The following is an 18,440-nucleotide window of genomic DNA, read 5'->3' as shown; positions in this document are numbered from 1 at the left end:
GGCGACGCCGAGGCACGGCCATGCTAGTCATTAGCCCGACGCCGAGGCACGGCCATGCTAGTCATTAGCGGAGTCACGCAACTCCTGATGAGTTGTCGGCTTGGCCGTGGCGGTGGTCGGCTTCTTCGGTGAAGCAGCCTTGCGCGCGGTCGCCTTGCAAACGTCGCACGAACTGAGGGTGCCTACGGAAGGTTCTCCGCAGAGGCTGCCGCTGCGAGCTCGGCCTGGAAGACCGCGCCGTACGGTGCGAGGTCGGGGATTGTTCGGGTCGGCGGGCTTGCACCAGCGCACCGTCTCGGTTCCGCGTTCGCCGTACGTGTCGTATCGGGCGTTCGGGTCGGCCCCCAGCTCGCCGGCCTCAGCCTGAAGATTTGCTGCCTCCGCCTTGAGGACGAACTGCCGCACAGCGTCGTAGTCGCTGTCCACAGCCGGCAGTTCATAGAGATTGTGCGATGCCATGACCCCAACGGTATCTGCACTCCGGAAGCCCTACATCGTCGCTTACGGTGACCAAATCACACCAGGACCATTGCATGCCTCGCTACATCACGGCTTCGCGGTGGCGGTGATCACCCGCTGACTTGGGCCCGCTGCAGCTTCAGGGAATACAAGCGCTGGCGGACTTTCAGCGCGAGGTGGGTGGCAGCAGGGAGATCACCTGAAGGGTCTGCAGCACAAAACTCTTGTGACGTTTATAATCGTCACTATGAGGTATCTTGAGAGGCGCAGCAGTGCCGAGCTTGAACGTTTGGCGGCGCAGGTACGGATGGAGCGGCTGCGCCGCTTGGGGCGCTGGCAGACCTGCGGGCAGTGCCGAACCGAGTTCTTGGCTAGGTTTGGTGCCCGGTACTGCTCCGGTCGGTGCCGCACGGCGGCCTACCGGCAGCGGATGAGGGATGCGGCGTGACCATCGGATCGGTGGAGGTCGCAGCTTCCAGACGCTTCGGAACCCTTTCCCCGTTGCGCTATCCGGGCGGCAAGGCTGCCCTGGCCGGCCTGTTCGCCGATGTGATCAAGGATCTCGGGCTGAAGGATCCGGTCTACGTAGAGCCGTATGCGGGGGGTGCGGGCGCTGGCATCGCGCTCCTTAGAGAGGGAGTTGTTGCGCGGCTCGTGATCAACGACATCGACCCCGCGGTCCACGCCTTTTGGAGCGCAGTAATCGAGCACAACTCCGAGTTCGTCAACCGCGTTGCTTCAGCGCCGTTGACTGTCGAGGAGTGGCGGCGCCAACGTGAGATTTACCGGTCGGGGTCAGGCGCACCGCTCGAACTTGGGTTTGCTTTCTTCTACCTGAATCGCACCAACCGCTCCGGAGTGTTGAACGCCGGGGTGATCGGTGGCCAGGACCAGAGTGGTAATTACAAGATCGACGCTCGCTTCAACCGGGACACGCTCGTTGAGAGGCTCTCGGCCCTAGGAGAGCTGGCCGACCGGATTGAGGTCACCGACCTCGACGGGCGGAGCGTGATCCGTCGCTACAGTTCGCACAGGTCCGCGTTTATGTACATTGACCCGCCCTATGTGGCCGCTGGTTCACAGCTGTACCTGAACTCCTTCGAGCGCCGTGATCACGAGGCGCTCGCGCGGATGGTGCACAATATTTCGCAGGCGCACTGGCTCATTACCTATGACGTTTCACCGCTCATCGAGATCCTCTACAGCGACCTCTTCCAGTGCCGGCTCACCCTGAACTACTCGGCTCGCTACCCCGGCAAGGCCCAGGAGCTTGTGGTGGCCTCAGCCCGTGTGGCCGATGCGATCACTCGTCGGCACCAGTCGCAGATCAAGTAGCACCACCCGCCCCCGAGCTAGCCGCGGGACCGGCCGCGGGCCGCAGCAGGTGCCTGAGCAGCGGGTGGAGCAGCTTTAGCGCCTGCCTGACGGTATCGGCGGTGACCACCGCGTCGGCGCTGTGGGTGACGTCGTTGAACCAACTGACGGTGCCGGGCGTGCGGGCGTTGCCGGAGTAGATCTTGTCGATCGCGTTTCGAATGGGGCGTTCCTGGGCGTAAACGTTCTTCACAACGGTCATGCACGCCTTAAGTTCCCCGGTGGCTGGAGTGGACGTTGACTCGAAGTGAGCCTTGATTGTCGACTCGAGCACCGCGCGTAGCAGCATCGCCGCCGCCACCGGGGTCTTGGACAGGCTTAGCTGACGCAGCTCGTGGTATCGGTGCTGCAAATTGACCGAGCTCTGGGTCTGGTAATCCAGGCCGGTCAGTACTAAATGGTCCCTAGTGTCGGGGTGGTTTGGGCCTCGCGGCGGTCTCGTGGGTGGTTGCCCACCTAGGCCACTCTGTGGCCCCTCACCGGGCTCGTCCACTGGGTCTTCCCACGGCTCATCCTCCGGACCGTGGCCGCCGGTGTCCGGCTCCGGCGCGGGATCCGAGTCCGCGACGGGCTGAGGCTCAACGCCGGTCAATTTGGCGATCAGCGCGTCGTGGGGGACGGTGCCCTTGCGGAACTCATCCGAGCGCGTGTTGAGATTGCCGAGGCGGAACTGGGTCATCAAGTACTCCAGCGCCTTTAGTTGCCCGCCCGACAGGGCGGCGCCGATCTTCTCCGGGCTCTTGCCGATCGGCAGCAGGAGTCCGTCCTTATCAAAACTGGCGCCGATCGCGGAGGCGATGTCGCCGTTCTTGTAGGCGTACTCAAACGACGACATCTTCAGCTCGGTACCAGTTACGTAGGCGTGGAGACTGCGGTCCTTGAACTTCGCGCCGCTGAGCAGTCGCCTCATGACAGCCATCCGCAAGAAGCGCGGGATGTTCACCCCAGGGTAGGCCTGGCGGATATCGTCGACGGTCCGGGTGGGGTCCAGCAGCGAGTAGTAATAGGTCGCCTGCTGGTCGCGGCTCCACGGCCGCTTCGACTGGGTGGTGTGCAGACGCGCGATGTGTCGGGCGGCCACGCTGCGACTCGGCGCCACGAGCACCCGGATCTCGTCTGGGAGATCGTCGGCTTCGGTCTCGTACCGCTTGAGCAGCGCCCGGATCGCATGCTCGTGGGCAGGGATAAGCGTAGGGTCGCTGAGTACCTTCAGAGCGCTGACGCGACGATTACCCTCAAGCACCACATAGGTGTCGCCGTCCTTGACGACGATCGGCACCTCGTTGTCGAAGTAGCCGTCCCGGATTATGAGCCGAGCGGTCTCGAATACTTCTTCCTCGGCGTAGAGGTAGTTCAGCGCAGCGTTCTCATCGGTGCTTGCCACTGGGATCCTGTAGTTCTCCAGGTCCAGGGCCAAGTCGTCTACAGCGACCGTCTCGATCGGCAACGGGTCGTAGGTCATCGCTACTCCTTATCAGCCCAACTGCCGTCGAGGTCGGCAAGGAGCATCTCACACACCTGGGCTGGAGGAATGTGGATCGCCAAGCGCCCGCGCGTCGCCGGCTTTGAGATGCGGAGGACGGCTCTCACCTTGAACTCGACTTACCGATCAGCTGGGCGTGGTGCCGTCCGGAGCGCCACCAGTTGTAGAGGTGGGGCGCACCATCTTGTTGGCAAGGATGGCTGCGGCCTGTTTGTCCGATTCGGCGACCCAGGCCGCATAGACGCGCAGGGTCGTGGTGACTCCGCCGCCGTGGCTGAGACGGCCGGCGACCGTGCGGATGTCCACGCCAGAGGTGATCAGCTCTGGCCGAGTAATGCCGCAGGGTTTGGAGATGGCTTGTGATGGCGAGGTCTGCGCACATTCGTGCGTAGCGATGGCTGATGCCGTCCGGGTTTGCACGGCCGGCCGTGGTCCGGCTCGTCGGAGAAGGCGAATGCAGTGTCGCTGAGCTTGATGCCTAACAGCTGGACTTGGTTCTCCGCGCGGCGGCGATGCTCTTGGAGGAGGTCGACGGTCTGGATCGAGACTGATCCGCCGCATCTGGTGTGTCTTAGTGTCCTTCTCGCGGGCTTTGCCTCTTCGCTGCGTGAAGTTACGACGGATCTCGAGGACGTGCCCCGTCATGATCCGTCAATCCGATCGCGGAATCGGCGGGTTGTTGTAGCCCACCGTGACCCCCTCCGCTCCCCGTACAAGCGGCCCCGTCCAGCCATCCAGACTCAAGTAGAACATACTTTCGATTGATGGCATCCTGTGGCCATGTTCGGACGATTCAAGGTGCGCCCAGACACCGAAGCCGGCCAGTACGGCGTCTGGGACGCGGTCAGCACGTCGTCCCAAGCAAGCTGCGCCTCTGCTAGACGACTCGTCGCTCACCCTTCCGGGGTCCTTATGTAGCCCATTGTGCCGAGCAGCACGAGATTCCCATCATCTTGGATGACCAGGCGGGGATGGTCATCGAACTGGAGCTCCGTCTGGCCTGGCTTGGCCCAGATCAGCGTCATCCCTGGACCGAAGAGCGAAACACCAATAGGCCCGCCGACCCTAACCAGCTTGCACAGGCCCGCCGGCTTCCCTCCCGTCCCGGACGCCCAGACGACAGAGCCCGCCGGGCCCCACACGACGAGGTTCCCGTCACCTTGATAGGTGAGGCTGTACCTCCCGTTGGGCGACGTCAGGGAATCGCCGGGATAGAGAGCCTGGTCGTCCCGCAATTCGCTGCCCTGTGCAGTCGGCAGTTGCTCGATCCAGCTGCTGGTACTCCAAACCGGATTGGACATGATTGTGCACCCCTTCTCCTTGATGACCAGCGCGACCAACCACTTCGCGCTGCCGGTTCAGGAGCCGAGGACCCCCAGCCCACGCCCCAGGCTGCTCCTCATCTCTCGGATCGAGAAACCACGCGAAAGATACGGGCTCGAACGAACAGTGTCTGGGCCCCCGTCTGCGTGCGGCTGATCTTCTGGGCCCCGCCCGTACCTGTCGCGCGCCGGACGGGGCTCGACTCACCCGTTTGAATCACGAGTGAACCGCGGCCCCGCCATGACCGAGATGGATCCGCAAGATCACCGAACCGGCAGTCAGTGGGTGAATTCTCGCGTGGACAGCCGTCGTGGTTCGGCCTGTTCGGCTGGTCCGGCTGCGGTCCAGCGGTGGCCCCATCAGCGTCCGGAGCTCGTCGACGTCGTGGTTACAGGGGTCGAGCCAGTCGGCCCGGTGCTCCGGGGTGATTGCCATCGGCATCTGGTCGTGGACCCGGCCGACCGGGTCGGTCGCGGAGGTTGTGATGATCGTGTACGTGGCACGATGGCGTTCGGGTCGTCATCGAAGGCACCAAAGATCTTGAACTGAGGATGACAGATGTCCGCGATGTTTGCGTTCGAGCGCGGCGAAGTCTTCATGAAAAGTCCGACATTCGAACTTGTCATGAACGATCTTGACAGTCGTCTCACTCACCCGGCCGACAAGTACGTCGTCGAAGTTGCCGTGGCGATGAACTGCCTCTGGGTGGATCAGATTCCTGCGGATCGGAAGAGTGGGCTACTCGCAGCGCTCTGCGGTGTCCTAGTCGGACAGTTGAACAGTGGCGCGCACGACGACAACCCGGTCGCGATCGCTGATCTTCAGGAAATCATTGAGGAACTGTCCAAGAGGTATCCGGGCGACGTCGCCGGCTGAAGAGCAATGATCAGAACCTGTGGATGGCCCTCGGCGGGGTGACGTTGAAGTCCCGGCCCCGCAGCTCGCCAGCTTTGCTCTCATCGACAACGAAGCGCTCGAGCAGATCGACGCGGCTGGCCACCGAGGCGTATCGACCACACATGCCTGCCAGCCTGCCACGCTCCACGGACACCAGCAGCGATGCCGCAGGTCACCTTATCTGGAGCTGCGGACTGTTCCGTAAACGACCGTTTGCGGAGCAGTCGAGAGCCGGGCGGTCGTGACCAACGCCGAGATGGTGGCGCACTGGGCCGAGTCGAGTCAGTTGACCGCGTCGAAGGCCTTCCTGATGTCGGCCGGCACTCGGCCGCGGTCGTTGACCTCGTAGCCGTTGGCGCGAGCCCACTCCTTCACGGTGCGAGCATCAGCACCGACGGTCGAGCGGGTGACCTTCTTGCCTCGCCTGTTCGTGATCGGCCGCCCTGCTTCGATGTAGACAGCCAGCACCTTGCGGAGCGCTGCGGCGTTCTTGGTGCGGAGGTCAATCTCGTACGACTTGCCATCGAGCGCGAAGATCAAGGTCTCCCCTTTGCCGGCAGGGAGATCGCGGCCGTCGAGGTCGTCTGTGAGCAGGATCTCCACTCTCTGAGCCACTGGTCGCCTCCTCTTAAGAAATGCACGTAGTGCACAGCATCGTGCATCGACGCTCTTCGCGCGTGGATCGACGCCACCCGCGGATCACCGCCGCCTAAAGCGGCTCCTCGGTCGGGCTGTCCGCGAACTCCTGATCGGCCAAACGTCGCGGACCTGGCCGGCCAGCGGGTGCTCACCCGCCAAGCCGCTCTAGCGCGTTGTGACTGCCAGATCGGTCCGAGGCTACCGCGCCCGAGCGCATAGAGCGGCAGACGGCTCGGTCACAGCCGGGAGTTCTCCGCGGCCATCAGGCCGCCGCGCACGACCGAGCCAGCAGCCGCTCGCTCGCTGACCAAGCGTCCAGCTCGCCGAAATGGTGCCAGGCGTCGACGGCACCGGCGAGCTAACGAGCACGGCCTCGCCTACAGTTGTCATCGGAAGGCGGTCACGTAGCCGCCTTGGCCGCTTAGAGGGGCCGATGCGGGTCGGCGGCGTAGCCTGTGATGGTGTCTTCCATCCATAACGGCGACGACGCTGACGTGTTCGAGAGGTGGAGCGCAGTCCTCGCTGACGTCTACATCGCCTGGAGGACAACGAACGTGCAGTTCGCCGCTGGGCCGGCGGAGGGATCGCCGGCTTCGCGCGACGATGTTGTGCTTGCTGGCCTCTGCCGCGAGTGCGACAAGCCCGAGGGCACTGGCGCCGGTCTTGACGCTGTACAGATGATCGACGCCGCTGCGCAGCACGTGCTGGGGTTGCGAGTGCTGGTGGACAGCCGAACAGTGGCGCTGACAGTTTGGCCGGTAGCGCGCGCCATCGCCGAGCACGTCGCGCACGCGGCATGGCTACTCGAGCCCGGGATTGCGCCGGAGGCCCGGATGGCGCGGCGGTGGATGGCTCGTCTGGCGGGCGCGCATCGATACCGGTGGATGATGGCAGCGCGCAAGGCGACGAGGGCTCAGCAGCGCGGCGCGAAGGAGACCCGCGAGGCGATCCGCCAGCAGCTGCTGCTGCGCTTTCCGGGCGCGGACACTGAATGGGACGATCCTGCGGAGAATCCGGGCTGGACGATCGCCGGTGAGACCTACCCGACGCTTGGCAAGCAGTCCCGCTTGATCGAAAACCTCGGCGTCGAGAGCCTCGCGGGCGTCTATGACGTGCTGTCCCTGTTTGCTCATCCAAACCCCATCACGCTGGCGATGCTTGTCGAGAGGAACTCCGTCGGCGACCATGTCGAGTTCACCTACCGCGTCGACACCGATCAGTGGGTATCGGTCGTGCGCGGTGCAAGCAGACTGCTGTACGCGGCAGCACATGCAGCCTGCGGATATTTCGCCCTCGACGCCGGCCACCTAGAGGCCTGGTATGACAGATGCGAGTCCGGCGAGCAGTGACCCCACGCACCTACTCGCTGGTCGTTCGAGTTACGTCGCCAGGCAACTGGTCGACGTTGCATAGCGCCGCCGCACGGTGCCTTGAGCGAGGCTGAACAACGAACCGCACGCAGGTGCAGGACCACCAAGGCCCGCCGCCGCGCCCCAGACCGCGAGACCGATCCAGAACAGGCCGCGCCACGGGACCTCCTGACTTCGGTCATTCGGCTTAGTGCCTCAGTTGGGGTTGTTGAGCGCGTCGAGGATCGCTTGCTTCTCGGTGGGGATCGCGGGCGGGAAGGTGTGCTCGGTGCCGTTGATCGCGATGGTGGCTGAGCGCAGTGGCCGCAACTGTCGAGTGAGGTTGCGGATCGCGAGGCCGGTCCGGTTCTGGACCTCGCGGCTGACGGCAAGGGCGGTGAACACGATGGTCAGGTGGGCCTCGATCGCGTCCTTGGTGTGGTGGAACATGGGCCGGGCGCGGAGGTCGGTCTTGGACATCCGGAAGGACTGTTCGACGTGCCACAGGTCGTGGTAGCTCGCGATCACCTCGCCCGCGGGCATGACATCGGCACCGATGTTGGTGACGTAGCCCTTCAACCCGGCCAGCCGCCGTGCACGCGTCAACGCCGCCTCATCGAGCGTCCTGCTGCCGTTGGTGGTCTTGACTAACCGCGGCGCTCGAGCGGTCTTCTCGCCCGCGATGACCTCGCGTGCCCGGTTCTCCTGAATGGTGAGGGTCTTGTTGTCGCGCACTGCGCGTTTGGTCGAGTAGGCCCACACCGCCCGCCACGACGCGTGGTGTTGCTCGGGATTCCAGACAGGTTCGGCCTTGATCTTCGAGTCGTTCTCGATGGTGCGCTGGTTCTTCGGGGTGATCGTGTCGATGACCTGCCCGTCGGTGAACGCGTCGCCGTGCCAGCGGAAGTGCGACTCCAGATCGGTCGGTGCCTTGGTCACCCTCGATCCGACGATGAAGCGCAGGTTCGCCTCGTCGAGCTCACGCAGGTTCGACGCGGATAGCATCCCGGCGTCGGCGACCACGACCATGTCGGCCAGGCCGTGGCGTTCCTGGAAGGCCTTGATGATCGGGACGATTGTGGTGGTCTCGGCCTTGTTTCCTTCGAAGCAGCCGATCTCGAGCGGGAAACCGCGGCGGTCGACCAACAGACCGACCACGATCTGCGGGTCGACGCGGCGTTCCTTGGAGTAGCCGACCTTGCGCAGGTCGTCCTCCTTCTCGGCCTCGAAGTACAAGGTCGTGACCGTCGTAGAGACACAGCGACACATCACCGCTGGTCAGGGCGTGGTTGAAGCAGGCCGTCGCGATCTGGTCGCGATAGCCCCGGCCGGCGCACCTGGTCAGCGTGCGGCGCATCGTCTTCTCACTCGCGGGCTTCTGCCCCAGGTCGGTCAGCACGCGACCGGTGTCCAGGATCGAGGTGGGTTCGACGATGCGGGCGATCACCAGGTCACGAAAGGTCTCGTCCCCGAGGACCCCGAACCCCAGGGCGGAGTAGACCTCAGCGAGCACCTCGAACAGCAACCGCGACGACGCGCCGGTCACCTGCGGGGCAGCCACACGCGGCTGCTCGCCCCGCCGGCCAAGCGGGGCGGGTGCGGCGAACAGTCCCGCATCGGTAGCGGGCGCGACCAGCTGGGCCTTGCGCGGGGTCGGGTCGATGCCCAGGTCGAACTCGCCCTGAGCAGCATCGCTGAGCAGCCCACGGGCCTGCTCGATCAGGAGACCCAACTCGGCCTCGGTGTGCGCCGAACCGACGTGCGTCACGATCCGCCGGCGTCCGTCGACGTACTCAGCGATCTGCACAGCCGTCGCACCCGAGGCCGTCCGAACCCGCCGCACCCACGCCACAGGCCGAGCGTAAAGCACCAATTAGTGCCTCAAATCGACCGCCCGGCCAAGCATCACCGCAGGTCAGCACCCTGCGCCCAGCCAAACCGCGAGCGAGTGACCGAAGTCAGGTTCGAGTTACGTCGCCAGGCAACTGGTCGACGTTGCATAGCGCCGCCGCACGGTGCCTTGAGCGAGGCTGAACAACGAACCGCACGCAGGTGCAGGACCACCAAGGCCCGCCGCCGCGCCCCAGACCGCGAGACCGATCCAGAACAGGCCGCGCCACGGGACCTCGAGGAACTGGATCGACAGGCAGTCCACCATGGGCAGGCAGAGCGGGCGCCAGCTCTGCACACGCCGAAGGCTTCACCTTATGCACAAACCCCAGCACTTGCGGCAGTTTCGGCGGGAGCATCGGCGCGGGCCTTGGCGGTAGGGGCTCCGGCGGCCGAGCACACACAGGGCACCGCGCCGGCTTCGTCACGAACTCCACGACACCCCCGCCGAAGTCGCAAAGCATCTACATGGTGAGGACCTATGACTCGGTGCAACGACCGACAGTACAGGTATCAACGGGATTTGCGTCATCCTGTCATCTTCACAGACCAATCGCCGCCTTAATGGCTGCCGCTGCCAAGGCGACCCCGATCGCGGTGGCTGTCGAAAGGGCCCACTTTCCCGCCTTGGCCAGGTGGCGTTCAACGGTGGCAGTGTCGCCCGCCGCTGCTGCGACCTCCGCCTGGGCAACCTCGGCAACTGCCATGTCCTCTTCTGCAGACTTCGCGGACTCCCTCATGGTGAGACGGAGCTGTGACAACTCTGTGGCCAGCTGAGCCAACTCTCCTTCGTCCATGCCACCCACGAATTGATTGAATGTATTCCGCTCTGCCGACGCCTTCGGGCCAACAGCTCCCGCCTGACCTGAAACGTTATACACATCACGACTCATAACTAGATCTCCTTCTACTGTAAATGAAATTGATGCCGGGGCATTGCTGCCCCCGCCTGCACCCGCCTCCAACGGATTCCCGGGGTCTACATTTGAAGGCAACTGGAGTGAGGCGACATCGATAGCCGAGACAGCATCACCCGACTCCGATAGTCGGACTAGCTCGCCTGGCAATCCCGTCAAAGCCGCAGGAAGACGCGGAAAGTAGAACGCAGGGAATGGTTCCAGTCGATCTGGCACTCGATCCCAGACCTTCAGCCACAACGAAGAGTCGAGCATCTCTTCGGGCGACAGTTGACGACCTAGGCATGCCGACATTTCTTCAACATATAGATCCGCCTGACCAGCACACAGCGCTGTCAATGCTCGAATCCAGGAAGACGCGGGATTCTGAGGCAAACTTCTACCTGCTAAGACGCCCGAAGCGCGACTCACTTCACCAGCACACAGATAGCTAAATGCCGCCTGCGCAACAAGTGCCGCAGAGGAATGCTTCTCCGCAAGAGCTGCAGCCTCATGAAAGCGTCGTTTCGCTTGGAGACTGAGAACATCACAGAGTATGACGAGCGCCTGTCCCCGCTCTTGATCAAAGGCAGTCACCCGGACACGGGAAATTCGCTCGAGGTCGTGCACCGCAGCGGCAAGGAAAGCTGCCTCCTCGAGCAATCTCCATGAATTTGAATCGCCGGCCCCCAGCCTATTATGACCGTTGAGCAACAATTCGACGGCTTCCGCGCGCCGGTGAAGCCTCGTTAGGACGAATGATGACAGCGAGTAAATACTATACAGATTCTGAATTGGAACATCATCCAATGCCTTCGCCAGCCAGTCGAGAGCGTCGCGGTCTTGTCGGCGCGTTAGAAGAATCGATGAGTGCCAGTGGTAGACCATCCAATGATGGCTCTGGTGGAGAGCGGTAAGAGCCTGCTCTGCCACTGATCTACTTGAAGACAGTCCTTCAATCACCGACGTAAGTTCCAGGCGAGTCTTCCAACAATAGAGGTCTTTGGATTCGCGAGAAGCTACAGTCAGTTGTCGCAGGGCGATCCGGGTGTCACCCGGATTACCCCGCAGTAGGAGAAGGCGCGCCAGGATTATTCGTAACCGCGCGTACCCTCGGTCATCCTCCAGCAAGGCCGCCTGCAAGGTGGACAGCAATTGGTTTCGCGCAGACGGACCAACTGGAATCTTCGCCAGGTCTTGATAGTGAGCTAGTAATTGGCGTCGGTACACAGAGGCTATCGCCTCGAATTCGACCTCGCGTCCGACCGTAAGTAAGTGGTACCTAGATTCAACAAAGGCCTCGCCGACAGCGGTGAGGTTTGTCTGCGACGGTGCGCCGTGGAGGCGGCGACTGAAATGATCCGCCGCAGCTCCATGAGCCCTCGTCTCCCTGCGCGGATTGTTACTTAGTCGCACACGTGCCAGTCGTCTCATTACAGGATGCACTGAACAATAGCCATTGCTCATGCCGATCAGATAGCGACTGCTCAGCGATTCGCGCGCGGCCGGAACATCAGGAACGATTCGCTGCAGTCGCTCTATTGCATCGACTCGGAAGGGCTTCCTGTAGACCGATAGATGCTCGAGCAACAACAGCGAATTGCCATCCAATTGATCGAGTGTTCGCGTCAGGAAATATGCCTCTAGTTTCTGGATTAGTTGGGGTGAAACCGCCTCATCCCTTAAGAGCCACGCATCAGGCTCGATTTCAATCAATCTCTCGAGAGGTTCATCTCCCAAGCAAGCTACGAGCGCCCGCATCGCACGAGGATTGCCGCCTAGCCATCGCACCACGTCCATACGCTTCGATTCTGGAATCTCGGCTTCCACTCCCCGATCTTTGAGCAGGCCGTTGAGCATCGCTAGAGCTTTGCCAGGCTCAGGCGAATGGAGAACGAAACGACGAGCGTTCTCAAGCCAGAGGCCCTCAGCGGGCGCTTGATTTACTATAAGCAGAAGGCGACCATTGCCATTATTGTCACCGACCACTCGTACCAAGTTCAGAAGATCGCCGGTCGGAAGGCGGGTGCTCGGATCGAGCATCAATTGTGCATCGTCCACCACAAGCAATGCGCCCTTACGCAGCACATTTTTTAGACCAGCGACCAAGTCAAGGTCTTCTCGATCGGACATGGTCCGATCGCCGATATCCTCGAAGCGTGTGGCTACGTCGAGAAGTAGATCCTCCAAACCGATGCCGTCGTCTGGTATTTCAGCACGAACGGCCGCGGCGCTCCAGCGTCGCACAACTTCTCGACCCACCCAGCTCTTGCCGACCCCGCTGAAGCCCTCCAATACGGCGACGGCCGGCCCTTCGGCGGGCCATTCCTCCCAAAGCCATGCGGCAAGCGGATTCGCTTCGGTTCGCAAATTACCCCCTGATGCAAGCACCTGAGTCACAGATGACTCTCCCCTCGAGGCACGATACCGCTTCATACGCCTGGCGGGGAGCATTTGAGAGGTTATGGACGTTGTCGTCGCCGTGGATCCGCAGTCTGCCCAGGGATGGCAGCAGGGGCGCCTCTCATTAGCTTAGGCTAGTACGACAGCCGTAGTTCGTGATCGTCATGTTGGAAGGGCCTTTGGGCGGCGGTATTGGCTGGGTTCGAGCACAGTGTTGTCGGCGTCTCCACAGTGACGAGGGAGAACAAGGAGCTCTGGGTCTGGACAGGCGTCAACTGCCTGCCCGTCGACCAGGTCGACCCCGAACTCCTCCGCCCGTACAGCGCCTTCCTGCATGCCAAGCGATCCGCCATCGAACCGGCGCCCGCGGTACCGCGCCCCGCCGCCTGACCGCTCGAGGAGGGCGACAGCAGCCAATGGCCCAGCGCATCCTGGTAGCCGTGAGTGGTGGTGCGCCAAGTGCGAAGGCGCGGCCGTTCCCGAGTCCACCGGTTCTGCCCGAAACGCGACACGCGGCTGAAGGTCGACAAGGTGGTCGTGGTGGCCTGGCCACCGTTCGGGCGTCGTCGGCGGGGCTCGAAGCACGGCGATCTCGGCTGACCGTCGCACCGACGTCACTGAGGCGTCATCTACCGGGCGCCCCGGCGCGGAAACCGTCGGCGCCATCTGGGACCGTGTTGTGGCATGGAGCTGACTGGCAGGCATTTCGACCGGATACCGCGGACGAACCTCCGCATTCCGGCGCGTGAGTTTGCCCGGCTGTGGTTGACGGCTGAGCGGCGTGCCGATGCGATGGAAGCGGCCGGCGAGCCGGAGGATTCGTACCTGCGGGGTGTGTGCTCGACGTGCGAGTGGCTTGCGGGCGTGATCATCAGGGTCCACGGCGTGAATGGGCCGACCAGTGTGTTCGTGCCGTCGCCTGTGACTGGCATACCGAACAAGGCGTACGAGGAGCTGATCGCCGACGAGACGCGGGCCGCGGAGCAGGTGGTTGCTGACAGCCCGCCTGGCAAGCCGGGATTTGTTGACGGCGTATTTGCGACGCTGAACTGGGCATGGCGCCGGTCGGGTGTGCCGCCGATCGAGGTGGACACCGCCCAAGCAGGCTGACCCATGGAAAGGGGCCTCCAAGCCGTTGTACGGCCTGAGGCACTTTCGTGTGTCGACGCTGGCGGAGGAGCTTGCGGTTAGGCGGGTTGTTGGCGTGGGTGGCGGGCTCCTGCGGTCAGTCCTGAGGTAATTGTTCGGTCGGCTTCGCCAGGGGGTAGGCCGATGCGCGCAGCTGCGGAGACGAGTTCGTCGCGGGCGGTGCTTTCGTCCAGGAGGTGGGCGCCGGCGAGCTGGCCGAGGGCGAAAGCGGCCCGGTTCAGGGTGTCGTTGCGGTGGCCTGGTGCGGCGGCGAGGACTTTGTCGAGTTCACCGGCCAGGGCGGCGAGAGTGTAGGCGCTGGCGTTCGTCGGGTCGGGTGTGCCTGTCGGCGTTTCAGTGGGCGTCGGCGGCGGGGTGAGCGCGGCGGCGATCCAGTCGGGAAGGATCGCAGGGCGGCGGATCACGTCGGCGAGGTAGCGCGTGCCGCGTATGACAGAGCCGGCGCCCACGACGTAGCCGCCGTGGCCTCGGGTGTCGATCTTCCAGCCCAGCCGTCCAGCGCTGTTGCCGAGTTCGGCCCCGTCGGGTTGCCGGTAGTACAGGTGCTGTCCCCCGCTCGGCGTGCTGACCATCCAGGTCCGGGGCATCGCCTGCCCGACGTCGGCGGCGAGCTGGTCGAGCACGTCGCGCCCGCACGCGGCTCCCCGGGTGTCCCAGGGCTCGGGCACCATCTCGCCGGCACTCTTCGGCTGGCCCAGGTCGATCACCAGCAGCCCAGACGCTCCGGTGGCGACACCGATGTTGTACGGGGCCTCCCGCCACCAGCGCGTGATCTGCTCGGCGTCGGTCGTGGCGACGTGCGGCCAGTCCTCGACCGCTGGAGCCTTCGAGCCAGGCCGGAGGGGGAACACGGCCAGGCCGCGGTCGGCGTGCCAGTGCGCCGACCGGGCGAGCCGGTCGGGTCCGGTAGCTCGAGCCCCAGCCCGCTTCGTCCTAGCCCTCGGATCCGTTGTAGTGTTCAAGGTTCGATCTCCTCGCGGCTCGGGTGCACCCGTTCGCTCTGCACGCGGTGCACGGGCGGCTGGTCACCGCGGGGGCGGACTTCGAGGTAGACGCGGACACCGAACGATCCTCGGTTCGGGTAGGCGCGGTCCCCGCCGGCCACCTCGAATCCTTCGCTCAGGTGGGCAACCATGGCGTCGATCTCGTCGGGTTCTCCGGACAGCCGAAGCTTGATCGTCACTGCTGCACCCCCTTCTGGGTAAGGGCGTCGTAGTCACCGTTGAAGAGCACGTACAGCGGCCCGCGCTCGGCAGGCAGGTCGTCCACCTCGTACCGGGCCGGGGTGCCGTCGTCGGGACACTCGCTCGTTCCGGCGTAGGTGTCGCCGTCCTCGGTCGCGAACAGAATCCAGGCGACGCCGGTGGTGTCGAGTACGACAGGGCAGTTCGCTCGCGGTGCCCAGTTGATGAGGCGGTACATGTCTTCGGAGGTGGTGACGACTGCGCCGTTCGGGATCAGCGAGGGGAAGTGTCGTCCTTCCCAGCTGCTGCTGCCGCCGCATGGCCAGGGCAGGCCGCAGCGGCGGCAGGCGGCGCCGTGGGTCGCGGCGTGGCTGTCGGGGTGTACGTCGTCGATCGATCCGCCAGACAGGTAGGGGTCGAACACGGTCGGCGGCACGTTCTGCATGGGTCAGCTCTCCTTGTCGGTGTTGAGGGTGTTCGGTGCGGTGGTGGGGGTTCCGTAGTGGGCGAGAGTGGGGATGCGCAGGTGTGGCCAATGCCCGGCGGCCAGGAGTGTTTCGGCGTGGCTTTGGCTGGCGGTCCAGTCCGGTGCGGTGTCGCTGCCGGGAAGCGGGGTGGTTTCGCGGGCGTATTGGTAGAGGCGGCTAGCCAGGTCGAGCCCCCAGCCGTCGGTCAGGTCGTCGTTGCTGGTGTTGTCGTCGGCGAACCGGACCGTGACGGCCAGGTGCTCGGGGTAGCGGCCCGGATAATCGGCGCGCAACTGCTCGAACCGGGCCCGAACGGTCGCGGCGAACCGGTGCTGGTACTCGGCGCGGTCGCGTTTCTCCAGCTCGACAAGCTGCTCCTCGATGTCTTCGATCTGCTCCAGCTGGTTCAGGGTCAGCCGGTCGCGGGATCGGCTCCAGCGGTCACCGAACAGCGCGTGGCCGATGTGGTTGGTGCTGGCCTCGTAGGTCTCGAAGATGCCGAGGTCGTCCAGCTCGTACACGCTGTTGACCACGAGCTCGATCGGCCCGGTGCGGAAGGTCAGGAGGTACTCGTCGTCTGATCCGACGGTGCTCCGCAGCAGGTCGGCCACGCCGGCGGCTTCCCACGACCCCGGACGGGCCGCGATGAGTGCATCACTGCTCCCGAGGTTCGCTGCGACCGTGGCGAGCAGGTGCGTGACGAACTCGGCCCCGGCACCGCCGCGCTGGTCAGCGTTGATCGCACGGAGCGCCCGGGTGACCGCAGTCACGGCCACCTGGAAGTCGTCCGGTCCCTCGGCGGTTGGGATGTCGTTGTCGATGTTGTGGGCGGTCATGGTGAGGCTTCTCCTAACTGGTAGCTCTGGCATCGCGGGTGGTTTGCGACGCGGGCGCTGACGTTGCTTGGATGCTGGTGGGGCGGCGAGGCCGCCCCCACCAGCTCGTTAGGCGGCGTTGAGGTCGCTGAGGTCGTGGTCGAGGGATTCGGCGACGGCGGCGATCAGGTCGCGGGCTGCGGGTGGGGTGACGGCGTTGCCGAGCTGGCGGACCTTCTCCCGCTTGCTGCCCAAGACGACGTATCCGGGCGTGAACGCCATTCCGGCGGCGACTTCGTGCGGCTCGAGCATCCGGAACAGGCAGTCCTCGACCGCCACGGTTTGCGGCTCCAGCACCGACTGGTGTCTGGCGGTGGTGATCGTGCGCAGCGTCTCGGTGGCCGGGGTGCACATCTCCGCACCTTCGCCGCGCGAGCTGTTGTTCCGCATGATCAGCGCGTACCGGTCCCGCGTGGTGAACGTGCCGTGCGGCTCAGCCGTGATCCGGGTGGTGGCGTTGCCGTAGTAGGGCATCAGCAGGGCGTGGTGGTTGCCGTTGGCCGCGAACGTGTCGAACGGCTCCGACACCTGCTTGGTCGTGTTGTTGTTGCGCAGCGGCACCACCAGCGCCTCGGACTCGCGTGTGGTCCGGGTCCGCATCACCTCGCTCAGCGGCGTCGCGGTCTCGTTCCAGGTCCCCCCGGCGGGGACCAGCAGCCCGGTCTCGTTGCGGGTCGTCATCGTGCGCATCGCGTCCCAGGCCGAGGCGGCGGTTTTGCCGTCGCGGCCCTCGACCGGGATCAGCAGCTCCGGCCGGACGTAGCGGGCGAGTCCGGCGCGGATCCGCTGCATCGTCTTGTCGGCTAGCGGCCGTGCCCGATCCCCGATCCGTTCCCCCACCAGGCTCCAGTCGATCGCCGCAGCGGCCGGGAGCCAGCCCGGCTCGACCACCTGGTTGCGGCAAGCAACGTCCGGGCAGCGCCACACGTACTGCGCCCGGTACCGGCCCCAGGTCCGGTCAGGCTTCTTCCATGCCTGCATCGCTCGTACCATCCGGTCGCAGCCGGGGCAGTACGCCATCGGGCGGGTCCACCGGTTCAGGTCCGGGCAGGTGGTCGTGCGCTGGTGCGCCACACCGTAGAGCCGGTCCCGCGACTGCGGCGCCGGGAGCCCGCTCGCCTGCGCATGCATCGAGTTCAGGTACACCACATGCATGCAATAGCCAAGCGCGTCCAAGCCCGAGCGCCAGGCCGGCCACAGCACCCACAGCGCGGCGTCGACCACGTTCTCCACCACGATCGCTGAGTAGCGGTGGTGCTCGGCGAACCGGACCACGTCCCACATCGTCGCCCGCGACCGCTCGGCCGCCTCGTCCGGCAGGGTGTCGCCGAACAGGTCCGGCAACGCGTCCACGTTGCGCTTGCGGCCCTTGGCCTGGGAATGGTTCGTGCACTCCGGCGACGCCCACAACACGCCGGTGCGCGGGTAGCGGTCCGGGTCGACCTGGGACAGGTCCGCGCAGTCGTGGTCCGTGGTCGGGTGGTTCGAATTGTGGGTGTCCACGGCCAGCTTCCAGTGGTTCGCGGCCATCCGGATGGTCACCCCGGGCACCTGGACCGCGCCGGTGCTCGAGCCACCGGCACCGCAGAACAGATCAGTTACGGTCAACGTCATCGGTTCAGCTCCTCTCTGAAGGGTGGTGCGGGGAGCGCCGTGGGTGCGTGGTCCGTCACCACGACGCTCCCCGTGCCGGTGGGTTAGTTGGCGGTCTTGTCGCTGTTGTCGATGTGGTCGAAGAGTTGCCAGTCCGCGTGGTCGGGGTCGATCCCGACGAACTTGCGGCCGCACGAGCAGACGCTCACGACCTGCCCGTTCCGGATCGGCTGCAGGGCCGGGGTCACGTCCCGGTGCTCGGGCCAGCCGGTGTCGTTGCGCTCGGCAACGGGCTCGATGAGGTGCAGGTGCGGGGTGGTGTTGGTCCGGTGGTTCACGGTGGTCTCCTTGCGACTGGTCCGTTTGCCCGCTGGTGGGCTTGTGTGGCGGCAGCCCCGTCCTTTGGGGCCTGCCGGCTACTGCCGCCTAGCGGGCCGGGTCAGAGGCTCCGGCCAAGTT

General features: G+C 64.7%; 17 protein-coding genes and 2 pseudogenes. 5 read left to right on the top strand and 14 right to left on the bottom strand.

Features of this window, described 5'->3' with window-relative positions:
* Window positions 1-57: 57 nt before the first annotated feature.
* Complete coding sequence (locus EV648_RS41665) at window positions 58-459, bottom strand: hypothetical protein (RefSeq protein ID WP_132301897.1); 402 nt, start codon at window positions 457-459, stop codon at window positions 58-60.
* 444 nt (window positions 460-903) lie between these two features.
* Between EV648_RS41665 and EV648_RS41660 the strand changes: the two genes are divergently transcribed.
* Window positions 904-1,794 carry a DNA adenine methylase gene (locus EV648_RS41660; RefSeq protein ID WP_241996119.1) on the top strand — a complete coding sequence of 297 codons (891 nt, stop codon included), beginning with the start codon at window positions 904-906 and terminating at the stop codon, window positions 1,792-1,794.
* On the opposite strand, the gene EV648_RS41655 is transcribed toward EV648_RS41660, so the two are convergent.
* The 4 genes and pseudogenes from EV648_RS41655 to EV648_RS45515 form a co-directional block, all read right to left on the bottom strand.
* Window positions 1,787-3,295, bottom strand: coding sequence for a hypothetical protein (locus EV648_RS41655; RefSeq protein ID WP_132301895.1), 1,509 nt, complete (start codon window positions 3,293-3,295; stop codon window positions 1,787-1,789). The two genes, EV648_RS41660 and EV648_RS41655, sit on opposite strands and share 8 nt — an antisense overlap.
* Window positions 3,296-3,442: 147 nt before the next feature.
* Window positions 3,443-3,622: a hypothetical protein gene (locus EV648_RS41650; protein WP_132301893.1), complete on the bottom strand. Its 180-nt coding sequence runs from the start codon at window positions 3,620-3,622 to the stop codon at window positions 3,443-3,445.
* A gap of 587 nt (window positions 3,623-4,209) precedes the next feature.
* Window positions 4,210-4,656, bottom strand: a complete 447-nt coding sequence (locus EV648_RS41645; protein ID WP_132301891.1) for a hypothetical protein — start codon at window positions 4,654-4,656, stop codon at window positions 4,210-4,212.
* 199 nt (window positions 4,657-4,855) lie between these two features.
* Window positions 4,856-5,134 (bottom strand): annotated as a pseudogene (locus EV648_RS45515) (SOS response-associated peptidase family protein); the annotation flags it as partial.
* Between the two features lie 63 nt (window positions 5,135-5,197).
* Here EV648_RS45515 and EV648_RS41635 point away from each other — a divergent pair.
* On the top strand, window positions 5,198-5,515 hold the full coding sequence (locus tag EV648_RS41635; protein ID WP_132301889.1) for a hypothetical protein: 318 nt from the start codon (window positions 5,198-5,200) through the stop codon (window positions 5,513-5,515).
* A 303-nt stretch (window positions 5,516-5,818) separates the two neighbouring features.
* On the opposite strand, the gene EV648_RS41630 is transcribed toward EV648_RS41635, so the two are convergent.
* Window positions 5,819-6,151, bottom strand: a complete 333-nt coding sequence (locus tag EV648_RS41630; RefSeq protein ID WP_132301887.1) for an Lsr2 family protein — start codon at window positions 6,149-6,151, stop codon at window positions 5,819-5,821.
* Window positions 6,152-6,636: 485 nt separating this feature from the next.
* Here EV648_RS41630 and EV648_RS41625 point away from each other — a divergent pair, with 485 nt between their 5' ends.
* Window positions 6,637-7,524, top strand: coding sequence for a hypothetical protein (locus tag EV648_RS41625; protein ID WP_132301885.1), 888 nt, complete (start codon window positions 6,637-6,639; stop codon window positions 7,522-7,524).
* Window positions 7,525-7,740: 216 nt separating this feature from the next.
* Here EV648_RS41625 and EV648_RS41620 read toward each other — a convergent pair.
* Window positions 7,741-9,376, bottom strand: a pseudogene (locus EV648_RS41620) (IS1634 family transposase).
* Between the two features lie 580 nt (window positions 9,377-9,956).
* On the bottom strand, window positions 9,957-12,710 hold the full coding sequence (locus tag EV648_RS41615; RefSeq protein WP_158294230.1) for an ATP-binding protein: 2,754 nt from the start codon (window positions 12,708-12,710) through the stop codon (window positions 9,957-9,959).
* 234 nt (window positions 12,711-12,944) lie between these two features.
* Between EV648_RS41615 and EV648_RS42965 the strand changes: the two genes are divergently transcribed.
* Together EV648_RS42965 and EV648_RS41610 are read left to right on the top strand one after the other, a co-directional pair.
* Window positions 12,945-13,103, top strand: coding sequence for a hypothetical protein (locus tag EV648_RS42965; protein WP_158294229.1), 159 nt, complete (start codon window positions 12,945-12,947; stop codon window positions 13,101-13,103).
* A gap of 294 nt (window positions 13,104-13,397) precedes the next feature.
* Window positions 13,398-13,823, top strand: coding sequence for a hypothetical protein (locus EV648_RS41610; RefSeq protein WP_132301881.1), 426 nt, complete (start codon window positions 13,398-13,400; stop codon window positions 13,821-13,823).
* Between the two features lie 77 nt (window positions 13,824-13,900).
* Here EV648_RS41610 and EV648_RS41605 read toward each other — a convergent pair whose 3' ends face one another.
* The 6 genes from EV648_RS41605 to EV648_RS41580 form a co-directional block, all read right to left on the bottom strand.
* Window positions 13,901-14,824 (bottom strand): bifunctional DNA primase/polymerase, encoded by a 924-nt coding sequence (locus EV648_RS41605; protein WP_132301879.1) that lies wholly within the window; start codon window positions 14,822-14,824, stop codon window positions 13,901-13,903.
* Window positions 14,821-15,045, bottom strand: a complete 225-nt coding sequence (locus EV648_RS41600) for a hypothetical protein (RefSeq protein ID WP_132301877.1) — start codon at window positions 15,043-15,045, stop codon at window positions 14,821-14,823. Before EV648_RS41600 ends, EV648_RS41605 begins: the two co-directional genes overlap by 4 nt.
* Entirely contained in the window at window positions 15,042-15,491 is a 450-nt protein-coding gene (locus EV648_RS41595; protein ID WP_132301875.1) for a hypothetical protein, read from the bottom strand. The genes EV648_RS41600 and EV648_RS41595 overlap by 4 nt, the downstream gene beginning before the upstream one ends.
* Window positions 15,492-15,494: 3 nt before the next feature.
* Window positions 15,495-16,349, bottom strand: a complete 855-nt coding sequence (locus EV648_RS41590; RefSeq protein WP_132301873.1) for a hypothetical protein — start codon at window positions 16,347-16,349, stop codon at window positions 15,495-15,497.
* Between the two features lie 108 nt (window positions 16,350-16,457).
* Window positions 16,458-18,002, bottom strand: a complete 1,545-nt coding sequence (locus tag EV648_RS41585) for a DNA cytosine methyltransferase (RefSeq protein WP_132301871.1) — start codon at window positions 18,000-18,002, stop codon at window positions 16,458-16,460.
* Window positions 18,003-18,085: 83 nt separating this feature from the next.
* Window positions 18,086-18,319, bottom strand: a complete 234-nt coding sequence (locus tag EV648_RS41580; RefSeq protein ID WP_132301869.1) for a hypothetical protein — start codon at window positions 18,317-18,319, stop codon at window positions 18,086-18,088.
* Window positions 18,320-18,440: the final 121 nt, after the last annotated feature.

The organism is Kribbella sp. VKM Ac-2568 (assembly GCF_004345365.1).
In the GTDB taxonomy this organism is placed as follows: Bacteria; Actinomycetota; Actinomycetes; order Propionibacteriales; family Kribbellaceae; genus Kribbella; species Kribbella orskensis.
This window is presented reverse-complemented; position numbering and strand designations above follow the sequence as displayed.

What these genes read in the sequence shown, in the direction of transcription:
- EV648_RS41665 (WP_132301897.1), bottom strand. Translation starts at nt 459, where the DNA reads ATGGCATCGCACAATCTCTATGAACTGCCGGCTGTGGACAGCGACTAC.
- EV648_RS41655 (WP_132301895.1), bottom strand. Translation starts at nt 3,295, where the DNA reads ATGACCTACGACCCGTTGCCGATCGAGACGGTCGCTGTAGACGACTTG.
- EV648_RS41635 (WP_132301889.1), top strand. Translation starts at nt 5,198, where the DNA reads ATGTCCGCGATGTTTGCGTTCGAGCGCGGCGAAGTCTTCATGAAAAGT.
- EV648_RS41610 (WP_132301881.1), top strand. Translation starts at nt 13,398, where the DNA reads ATGGAGCTGACTGGCAGGCATTTCGACCGGATACCGCGGACGAACCTC.
- EV648_RS41595 (WP_132301875.1), bottom strand. Translation starts at nt 15,491, where the DNA reads ATGCAGAACGTGCCGCCGACCGTGTTCGACCCCTACCTGTCTGGCGGA.
- EV648_RS41590 (WP_132301873.1), bottom strand. Translation starts at nt 16,349, where the DNA reads ATGACCGCCCACAACATCGACAACGACATCCCAACCGCCGAGGGACCG.
- EV648_RS41585 (WP_132301871.1), bottom strand. Translation starts at nt 18,002, where the DNA reads ATGACGTTGACCGTAACTGATCTGTTCTGCGGTGCCGGTGGCTCGAGC.